Genomic DNA, 9,413 nt, shown 5'->3' on the forward strand with positions numbered 1-9,413 from the left:
CGGTGACAGCCGAACCACCATCACTGGTCGGTGGGGTGAAAGCCACAGTCGCCTGCCTGTCACCGGCCGTCGCCGACACACCCGACGGCGCACCCGGTGTAGCAATCACCGACACCGTGTCGTCGCGGGTGTTGGTCACGTAGACGGTGTTCGTGGTCTCATTCACCGCCACCGCGGACGGGTGGACGCCGACGGTCACGGTGTCGGTCACCGCTTTGGTGGCCGCATTGATCACCGATGCCGTGTTGGCGTCGTAGTTGATCACATAGACGGTGTTCGTGGTCTCATTCACCGCCACCCCGGACAGGCCGAAGCGGAGGGTCACGATGTCGGTCACCGTGTTGTCGGCCCCGTTGATCGCCGATACCTTGCCATCGTTGTAATCGGCCACGTAGACGGTGTTCGTGGTCTCATTCACCGCCACCCCGTTCGGGATGGGCCCGACGGTCACGGTGCCGGTCACCGTGTTTGTGGCCCCATTGATCACCGATACCGTGCCAGCGTTGGTCAGGTAGACCGTGTTGGTTTTCTGATTCACCGCCACCCCGGCCAGGCCGTAGCCGCCGGTCACGATGTCGGTCACCGCTTTGGTGGCCCCATCGATCACCGATACCCTGTCGCCGCCATAGTAGGTCACGTAGACGGTGTTCATGGTCTCGTTCACCGCCACCGTGGACGGGCGGGCGCCGACGTTCACGGTGCCGGTCACCGTGTTGGTGTCCCCATCGATCACCGATACCGTGTTGTTGGATTGGTTGGTCACATAGACGATGTTCGTTTTTTCATTCACCGCCACCCCAGCCGCCCCGTACGGGGAGCTGCCGCCGCCGACGGTCACGGTGCCAGCCACCGTGTTGGTGTTCCCATTGATCACCGATACCGTGTTGTCACCATAATTGGCTACGTAGATGGTGTTCGTTTTCCCATTCACCGCCACCCCGTTCGGGCCGAGGCCGACGGTCACGGTGGTGGTGGCGGCTGACGCTTCAACTGCGCCACCAAGCACAACCAACGGCATCAGCAACCCGACCGCGCCGGCTAGCGCAACCAATTGCTTCCGCCAGGTAAACGACCGACGCCCACCAGTGCGAACCATTCCGTGTGCTGACCTCATCGAGTGACCTTCCTCTGCGCGAAAAAATCGCACCCGCCCAAACCCCGCGAAGACCGCCAAGTCAGGAAAACGAACAGACCTGCATCCCAACTGCTGCGGAGATTTCGGACAACGCGATTGATGATTTTCTACACGGCCAGGTCAGCTGTTGGTAAGGCTAGTGGACTTCGGCGAGGATCGAGCTCCCGCGCGAAAAAGTCGCCGCCGCTTTCAACACCGGGTCTGCTGCACGGTTAGGAGGCATCTTGACCTGCCCACGGTGTGGTTACCCGTTTTGGTGTCAAGATCAGGCACAAACGGGTGTCTGTGTGAGTCGTAACTGGTGCTCGACCGCGGAGAGATGCTCCAGTTGAGAAGGGCGGCGCTGCCGGTTGTAGAGGATCTTGATGTATTCAAAAATGGCGTTCGCGAGATCGAGTCTTGTCCGCCAGTTCTTCCGATTCAGAAGCTCAACCTGCATGCTCGACCAAAACGATACTTGTCAATGACAGTCGTAACAATCACCGATCGTGCCGAATGAAGCGTCCCGGGTTTTGTGCTGCGTTCTTCCTGGTGGAAAGACAGGATTCAGGCCGAGAAAGTGCTTGGTCGAGGTTCCCTTGTGACACAGCATCGCCACGCTTGGCAAACGGGCGGATCTGTCGCGTTGGCCGTTCCTAAAAGAAACAGCGCGGGCGACGTCCTAGTCAGGTCGATCGGCTCTCAATCTGTCGCGCTGGCGACCCGCTCACGGGCGAACTCAACTGACCGCCGTTCTGCGGGCAGTTTCGATGGCTCGGCCATGTGCAAGCCATCGCGATTACGGTTGGGGGGTGCTCACAAACGATCCGCTACCCGAACACCCCGCTCCCGACAACCCTTCGGGAAAGCTGGTTTTGTTGCGCCATGGGGAGACGGAGTGGTCCAAGGAAGGACGCCACACAGGACTCACGGATGTTCCGCTCACTGCTCGAGGTGAGGAGCTTGCCCGCGGCGCAGGTCGGTTGGTCGCTGGCTACGATTTCTCACTGGTTCTGAGCTCGCCTCTGCAACGCGCGCAGCGGACCGCCGAACTGGCGGGCCTGCATGCCGATGTCGATTCGCTCCTCGTGGAATGGGACTACGGCGGATACGAAGGGCGTACCTCGCGCGACATCCGCAGCGAGCTCGGCTACAACTGGAGTGCTTTCACCCACGGCGTGATTCGGGGGCGGACGCCCGGCGAGACAGTGGAAGAGGTCGCCGCGCGCGCCTCGCGCGTGCTTACGCGAGTGCTGCCTGCGATGGCGGAGGGAGATGTCGCCCTGATAGCGCACGGCCATTTTCTGCGCATCCTGACGGCCGTGTTTCTGCGGATGGCCCCACGTTTCGCGGCCCAGATCACTTTGGATGCGGGCTCAGTGTCCGTGCTTAGTTTCTACCGCGAGCAGCCGGCCATCCTTTCTTGGAACTACGGACTCGAGCTACCCATGGTCCCCTCGGAGTCCTGAGCTCTGCATGAAGTGAGCCATCCGGGAAACGTCTGTCGACGTGTTTGCCCCGCTGAGCGTTCGGCCTGCGGGCGGCGACGGCAGCCTTCCGATCAAGCCACCTCAGGTGTCATCTCACAGCGCAGCAGACCCTTCCCAAGTAACGATGCAGACGTTCAACATTGCGATAGAGATAGAGAATAAATTGGCCCGCCGTCGCAATAGTTCAGTCACACACAACCCCGGAATCGAGTACCAATGCCGATCGAGCATCTTGACAACCAAAAGGCATTTGCGCTCATCGGTGAGATGACGTCGACCCGGAACCTTCTCGGCTACGGAGTCAAAGTCCTCCGCGGAGCGAGGTTCATCGAGACTACGCGCGACCCGATTATGACCATGCTTTCTATTGGGGTGGAGAAGTTGCTAAAGCTGACCGTTGGGGTGATCTCGCTTGACGAGACCGAGACCTGGTCGTCAAAGCCGAGGATGATGAGTTACGGCCACGGCATTGTCTCGTTGTTCGATCATGTGATGGAGGAGATACGAGCGCGCACCCTGAACAGCTCGGACTACGTCCGCGGCCTCGTCGCCGGAGTAGACGCCGATCCAGTGTTACGGCCACTTCTCGCCGCGCTGGACCGATATGGCAGGGCCGGCCGATTCTAGAACCTTGACATGCTCGCGGACAGCCCGCAGCCCGAAGCAAGCCCCGCGATGATGTGGGACGAGGCGGAGCAAGCGACTTTAGCTGAGCCGCGCATTGTCGAGTTACAGCGCATCGCCACTGAGCTGCTGTCCAACAACGAAGCTTGGGATGAGTTCTATGCCGGGGTCCAGGGGCACGCCGCTGATAGCGTGGAACGCCTTTGGGAAATGATCTCTCGTGTGGGGATCAACCACGCGCTGGGAGTGACCGGGGCGACGATGGGGTGGGAGATAGCGCAAACTTCGGTTGGCCACCAGTGATCTACTAGGGCGTCGCTCGCGGCACGCCACCAGCGCAGCTCGACAGTCAGCATCTCAAATTGCCCCTCGTGCGTCGCCTTACGCCGACCATCAACTCGCGAAGGTGCTGCTGGAATCCCGGTAGAGGTTCCGCTACCGGACGATTGGGCGTCGTCCGAGCGATGACTGGAATCGGATGAGATAGCCGTCCGGGTCGGTTACGAGAAACTGGATTACGCCCGCCACATCGTCGGCCAGTTGGTACCACCTGATTTCTGGCTCCATAAAGAGTCCCACCCCGGCAAGCCCCAGTGACTTCACAATTGCATCAGTGTCGGGAACGAAGATCTGAAAGTTGATACCGCGACCGAGAGGTGCTTCAAGTTCAGAAGTGACCCAGTTCCGGCCCACGCCGACCTGTTCGAGCATCACGTGTGCTGCACCGAGAGCGATATACGCGAATCGCTCTTCTGGTCGCGAATAGCGGAACTCGAATCCGCAGATTCCACACCAGAACTCGATGCTCCGATCAATATCAGCCACCAACAGCTCGGGCACGAGCGCAGGTTCGAATTCCTCCGTCACCGCCTCATCGTGACCCGTCTCCGTGACCACAGTCACTCAGGCATGTTTTCGGAACAGGTTGTATACGTTTTCAATGTCTAGTAATGCTTCGGCCTGGTCGGAGGCTGTCTGTTCGGCTTTTTTGCGTTTTGCAACTTTCTGGGCAACGCTTCGGAGGTCCCAGACTTGTTCGCCGGTGACGCTGATTCCGGCGGCTCCCGTTCGGCGGGTGGTTCCGCGCACGAGCATGTAGGTGGTTCTGAATGCGGCTGCGCCGATCAGCTTTTGGGTGTCGTTGAAGAACACCACTTGGGTGACGGGTCCGGTTCCGTCATCGATGGAGCAGAACACGACACGTCCGGTGCCGTTGCGCATCGGCGGGGTGTGTGTTGCCCGTCTCACGCCTGCCACCAGAACCTCTGTGCCTCCCGGTAGCTCGAGCAGCTTCGAGGCCGGTGTCACGCCGATCTCTCGGAACAGCTCGTGGAAGCGTTCCATTTGGTGGTGTTCGACCGACAGGCCCATGGCTCGAAGCTCCAAATCGGACTGTGTCCGGCCGCGCAGCTCAAGGGAAACGGCGTTGAAATATTGTGGCGGCGGTAGTTCGATGTCGAACGCGAGTTGATTATCAGCGACGGTGACCACTTTGCCGCTCAGGCTGTGAATGTGGGCCAGTAACGCCCCGCGCAAATCCCGGTCGTAGCCGATGAAGGCGTCCAGCGCGCCGACTCTGGCTAACGCCTCAAAGGTGCGCCGCTTGGGTCGCACCCGGTCTCGGAAGTCCTGCAACGAGGAGAACGGCTGGTGTTCAGCGATCCGCGCTCGTTCTGTGACACTGCTGCCGCCCAGTTCCATCAAGGACAACCTGATTGCGTGGCCGCCGTCGGGTAGTAACTCGGCACGGTAGTCGAGTCCGCTGTGCTGCACGTCAAGACCCAGCATGGAGACACCGTTGTTGCGCGCTTCGGCAACGATCAGATCCTTGGGCCACATGCCCGGATCGTGCGTTAGCAGGCCGGCGAAAAACTCTGCGGGGTAATGCTGTTTCAGCCAGGCGCTTCGGTAGGTGGTGATCGCAAAGGCGGCGCCGTGGGCTTTGGCAAACCCGAAGCTGCCAAACCCTGACAACACTTTCCAGGCGCGTTCGGCGACCGCCTGGGTGAAGCCGCGGGTGAGCGCTTTACTGATGACGAACTTGCCCATGGCGGCCATTTCGGCAGGTTTCCCGAGGTGCCGTCTCAGTACATCGGCTTGACCCATACCGACACCGGTGAGCGCATCGAAGAGTCGCATCACCTGCTCGTGGTAGATGACGACCCCGTTGGTTTCCTTCAGGAACGGTGTGAAGCGTTCGTCCATGTAGTCAGGCTGGGTTTCGCCGTGGCGCGCCTGCAAGTAGTGCAACGGCATGTTGGCTTCCATCGGACCTGGCCGAAACAATGAGATCTCCACCGTGATGTCATCGAACGTTCGTGGTTGGAGTTTGCCGATCAGTTCCATCTGCCCTGGGCTTTCAAGCTGGAACACACCCAGGGTGCGAGTGGTGCAGAGCATGTCGTAGGTGGCTTTGTCATCGAGGGGGATGCGGTCAAGGTCGATCACCTCACCGGTGAGTCGGTGATGCTCTTGTACGGCGTGACTGATGGAGGACATCATCCGGACGCCCAACACATCCAGCTTGATAAGTCCCATCGGGTCCATGTCGTGCTTGTCGAACTGACTCATCGGGAGTCCCATGCCGGAGGCCTGCACGGGTGTGCGGTCAAGCAATGAAATGTCGGTGAGGATTACCCCGCACGGGTGGACGGCGATGTGCCTGGGCAGTCGGTCCAGACGCTCGGTGAGACCGACCAGCATTTCCAGTTGCTGGGACCGTTTCGCTTCCTCAGCGATCTCGGCAAGCTCCGGTTTTTCGGCTAGAGCTTTACGAAAATCGCGGGCATTGAACCTCCACATTTGTTTTGCGATCGCACTGATCTCCGCATGGGTCATCCCCAGGGCAAGGCCCGCATCCCGAACGGCGCCCCGTGAACGGTAGGTGTTAGTCATCGACATCAGCGACACCCGCTCAGGACCGAACGCCCGGAACAGCTCTCGGTAAATATCATGCCTGCGGTGGGCCTCAACATCAATGTCGATGTCTGGAAGGGTCCGGCGCTCTGGAGATAAGAACCGTTCCCAGATCAGCGAGTTCGAGATCGGTTCCACGGAAGAGGTAAACAACGCATAGTTCAACACCGACCCGACACCGGAGCCGCGAGCCTGAATACGCACGCCCATACCTCTCATCAGGTCGCAAGCTTTGGCCACCGTTAGGAAGTAGCTTGCGAACCCGAGATGTTCCACCGTTTTCATCTCGTGCGTCAAAGCGGTGTGCGCCTCATCCAGGAGCCTGCTGCCGGCGTAACGAGTATCGACACCGTGGCGGGCCCTTGACCATAACGCCGTGTGCGGATCACCGGTGATACCGATAATTGATGCCTCCGGCATCCGCGGACGTCCCAAACCGATGTCCGTGTCCGGGTCAAGCGTTGACCTGTCGGCAAGCTCCGCCGTGTCGCGCATCAACCGCGCGAGCGTGTCACCCTGCCCCTGAGAGCCGCCACCGGCATCGACGACCATACGCGCTACCTGTCGCATAGCTTTGTCTGTTTTCAACCACGCCTGCCCGTTGGCTTGCGGCCCTGTCAGCTGGGCAAGTGGTGTCAGAAACCGGGTCGAGTCAGCAAGATCCGCCGTGACGGCTTCGTCCGGTGTTCCATAACGAACAGCGTTCGTCAGAACCGCCGGCAGCACCGCCCACTCGCCCAAACCGATCATGCGTGTGGCGGGGCCAACACTGCCGGGCCCGGTGGGCGTCAAATGGCACACCACCTCCAACACGAGTGAGCCCGTCGGCATGATCTTCATCCACGCTGTCAGGCGGGCGCGCGCGTCGTGACTGTCGGACATGTCAAGAGCTGCCCCAACATCAGATAGCGGCCCCAGTAGCACCGTGAGAGTTTGCAACGATGAAAGCTCCGCCAGCCGCACCCTACTGATTGACGGCTTCCGGCCCAGCTGGTGAGCGGCCGTCACTGCCCGGCAGAGCGCGGCATACCCGCGGCCGGCGTTGTTACCTTTCGCAAGAATCACCACCCGCCCCAGAGGCCGGTGTTCATCGTCGTGAACCGCAAGCTCCGCACCGAGCCCAGCCCGGATACCCGCGGCAACACACGCGCGAACATGTTTCACCGCAGCGTAAAGCCCATCCCGGTCGGTGACGGCCAAAAAATCGCCGCCTTGCGCTGCCGCCTGCTGAACCAGTGTCTCCGGCATTGTTACCCCGTAATGGGTGGAGTAGGCACTACTCACATGCAGGTGCGGGAATGTCATCCCCAGTCGAGGGCAAGTACCCAGTTGCCATCGAAATCCCTCCGGAGGTCATACCGGCGCTGCTCATCGCCTCCGCGCGACGCGTCCAAGCGCCACAACTCTATATCCACATATTTCGGGATCGAAGCAGTTTCCCACCAGCTGTGGCGCTGAAATATTGCCTGCGGTTGACCGAGCACCGTGTGCTCAAACCTGTCCCAAATGAATGCCACAGGATCGCCGTTCTCGGCCAGCACCACATCGACGCGCGTGTCGATGATGTTCGGCATCACACCACCACCCTCCGTCGTTAGTCGAACAAATGTTCGATTCAGCGAGCTTACGACTTACCACCGACGGTGACGAACGCGATCACATGGGCGGGTGTTGAAAACGACCCAAAATGACGGTCGCCATGGTGTGCACGCTTGCCAAGCGAACGGGCAAGCTTTGTGGGCTAGGCCGCGAGTGTAGGAGCGGAAAGAGCCACTGCATGCCGAAAGTGCGGGCGAATCCCGGTGTCGATTCTCAAGGCATTTGAGTCTTTCGACCGAGATCGAGACCACGCAGGTTCTTGCCCGCGAAATACACGCTGGGCGTGAGTTCTAAAGCAACTTGAGGTCTCTCATCAACCGCGGTCTGACTTGGCGGGGATCTGCTTGTGACTACCGCCCCGCGCCACGTTCGTTTTACGGGCACCTCGATTCGGTCTGCTTAGACTTGATGACGTGCCCAACGAAGCGAGTCGCGCCGCGTACTCGGCTAGGGCAATGGAGTACATAGATCTGTTGGGCTCGATGAGTTCGGTTCATCCATCGGATCTGCAGATCGTGTCTACGTGGGCAAGCGACGTGCATGGCGAACTCATCGATGCGGGTTGTGGCCCCGGTCATTGGACGAACTTCCTGACCGAGCAGGGCGTGATCGCTCGGGGTATCGATCACGTGCCTGAATTCATCGCTCATGCCGCAAACGTATTTCCCGCGGTGGACTTCGCAATCGAAGGTCTCGATTCGATCCACGCTGGCACCAATTCGGTCGGTGGGGTTCTGTCGTGGTACTCACTCATTCACTACGAGCCCGGCGAGATCCAGATTCCCTTGCGCGAGTTCAGCCGCGTGATCAAGTCTGGAGGGAGACTCCTTGTCGGGTTCTTTGAGGGCCCTGCGATCGAGAAGTTCAGGCACACGGTCACACCGGCGTACCGGTGGCCCGTGGAGGAGATCGGCGCGGAGCTGGGCCGCGCTGGCTTCGACGTTCTTGAATCGCATGTGCGGAAAACTGCGGGCCAGCGCCCTCAAGCGGCGGTCAGCGCTCGACGCCAGGATGCCCGCTGAGGATCGGCTCACCGGCCGCGCGAGCTGTCCCGGTGAGGGTTGCGCTCACGGGCAGCCGCATCGGTCGAAAAGTGGTCTCGGGCGCGCTCTCGCGAGGGCACGAAATCGCGTCCGTTGATCGTCCGGCCTGCGGGCGCCATTTTTGTCGAAATGCAGATTTGATCTACCTTTTACAGACGCGACGAACGCTTTAATGTCTGGGCTCGCCCGGGGCGATCGTGATCCGCTCTCATTCCCCAGAACGAAAGCAGTACGAGACCAGACGGTTCCCTGTTGGACCTTTGGATTTTGAAGTTATTGCGAAAAATCTCGGGGTCGAGTTTTATTGAAGAGTGGCTTGGACCCCGAGATTTTTGACTCCGCTTGTCCTTCTCTTTTTTGGGGGATTCTTCGCCAGTCTGGCAACGCACGCGTCAGCTTGGTTCTGGGTGGCGGTCGCCCTCTGCTTTGTGGCGTTCATGGTCACGCTCTTATGGGCGGGAAGGAAGTCGACGGAGATCTATCGCACACGCCAGTGATGCAGTGCACGACATGGTGGAGTTCCCGTATGACATTAATTCGGCACGCTTGAGGGATAGTTGGATGCGTCCCTGATCTTGTCGCGCTGGTCGTTCGGCATACGGCCATTGCATTCGAGTCAATTTAGAG

8 protein-coding genes and 1 pseudogene are annotated in these 9,413 nt (G+C 59.9%); 4 read left to right on the forward strand and 5 right to left on the reverse strand.

Annotated features, from left to right (window positions below):
• On the reverse strand, positions 1–1,114 hold a 1,114-nt coding region (locus IEW81_RS14325), incomplete at its 3' end, for a YncE family protein (protein ID WP_188732738.1).
• A 286-nt stretch (positions 1,115–1,400) separates the two neighbouring features.
• A pseudogene (locus tag IEW81_RS14330) lies at positions 1,401–1,634 on the reverse strand (IS3 family transposase); the annotation flags it as partial.
• A 292-nt stretch (positions 1,635–1,926) separates the two neighbouring features.
• Between IEW81_RS14330 and IEW81_RS14335 the strand changes: the two are divergent.
• The 3 genes from IEW81_RS14335 (at position 1,927) to IEW81_RS14345 (ending at position 3,531) form a co-directional block, all read left to right on the forward strand.
• Entirely contained in the window at positions 1,927–2,583 is a 657-nt protein-coding gene (locus IEW81_RS14335; protein ID WP_229671430.1) for a histidine phosphatase family protein, read from the forward strand.
• Positions 2,584–2,820: 237 nt separating this feature from the next.
• Entirely contained in the window at positions 2,821–3,231 is a 411-nt protein-coding gene (locus IEW81_RS14340; protein WP_097061977.1) for a hypothetical protein, read from the forward strand.
• Between the two features lie 9 nt (positions 3,232–3,240).
• Positions 3,241–3,531 carry a hypothetical protein gene (locus tag IEW81_RS14345; protein WP_097061978.1) on the forward strand — a complete coding sequence of 97 codons (291 nt, stop codon included), beginning with the start codon at positions 3,241–3,243 and terminating at the stop codon, positions 3,529–3,531.
• A 132-nt stretch (positions 3,532–3,663) separates the two neighbouring features.
• On the opposite strand, the gene IEW81_RS14350 is transcribed toward IEW81_RS14345, so the two are convergent.
• Genes IEW81_RS14350 through IEW81_RS14360 form a run of 3 tightly spaced genes read right to left on the reverse strand, consistent with a single transcriptional unit; the run spans position 3,664 to position 7,718 of the window.
• The gene (locus tag IEW81_RS14350) at positions 3,664–4,131 is read right to left on the reverse strand and encodes a bleomycin resistance protein (RefSeq protein ID WP_218840066.1); all 468 of its coding nucleotides are present in this window, start codon (positions 4,129–4,131) and stop codon (positions 3,664–3,666) included.
• A complete protein-coding gene (dnaE, locus tag IEW81_RS14355) occupies positions 4,132–7,449 on the reverse strand; it encodes a DNA polymerase III subunit alpha (protein WP_097061979.1) in 3,318 nt (1,105 codons plus the stop codon). It lies immediately after the preceding gene.
• Complete coding sequence (locus tag IEW81_RS14360) at positions 7,446–7,718, reverse strand: hypothetical protein (RefSeq protein WP_143544747.1); 273 nt, start codon at positions 7,716–7,718, stop codon at positions 7,446–7,448. Before IEW81_RS14360 ends, dnaE begins: the two co-directional genes overlap by 4 nt.
• Positions 7,719–8,198: 480 nt before the next feature.
• Here IEW81_RS14360 and IEW81_RS14365 point away from each other — a divergent pair, with 480 nt between their 5' ends.
• Positions 8,199–8,765 (forward strand): class I SAM-dependent methyltransferase, encoded by a 567-nt coding sequence (locus IEW81_RS14365; protein WP_097061981.1) that lies wholly within the window; start codon positions 8,199–8,201, stop codon positions 8,763–8,765.
• The last annotated feature ends 648 nt before the right edge of the window (positions 8,766–9,413 follow it).

This window comes from Salinibacterium xinjiangense, assembly GCF_014645015.1.
Taxonomy (GTDB): Bacteria; Actinomycetota; Actinomycetes; order Actinomycetales; family Microbacteriaceae; genus Rhodoglobus; species Rhodoglobus xinjiangensis.

Bases quoted from the DNA above. Each gene is read 5' to 3' on its own strand.
- IEW81_RS14340 (WP_097061977.1), top strand. From the start codon at position 2,821: ATGCCGATCGAGCATCTTGACAACCAAAAGGCATTTGCGCTCATCGGT.
- IEW81_RS14345 (WP_097061978.1), top strand. From the start codon at position 3,241: ATGCTCGCGGACAGCCCGCAGCCCGAAGCAAGCCCCGCGATGATGTGG.
- dnaE (WP_097061979.1), bottom strand. From the start codon at position 7,449: ATGACATTCCCGCACCTGCATGTGAGTAGTGCCTACTCCACCCATTAC.
- IEW81_RS14360 (WP_143544747.1), bottom strand. From the start codon at position 7,718: ATGCCGAACATCATCGACACGCGCGTCGATGTGGTGCTGGCCGAGAAC.
- IEW81_RS14365 (WP_097061981.1), top strand. From the start codon at position 8,199: ATGGAGTACATAGATCTGTTGGGCTCGATGAGTTCGGTTCATCCATCG.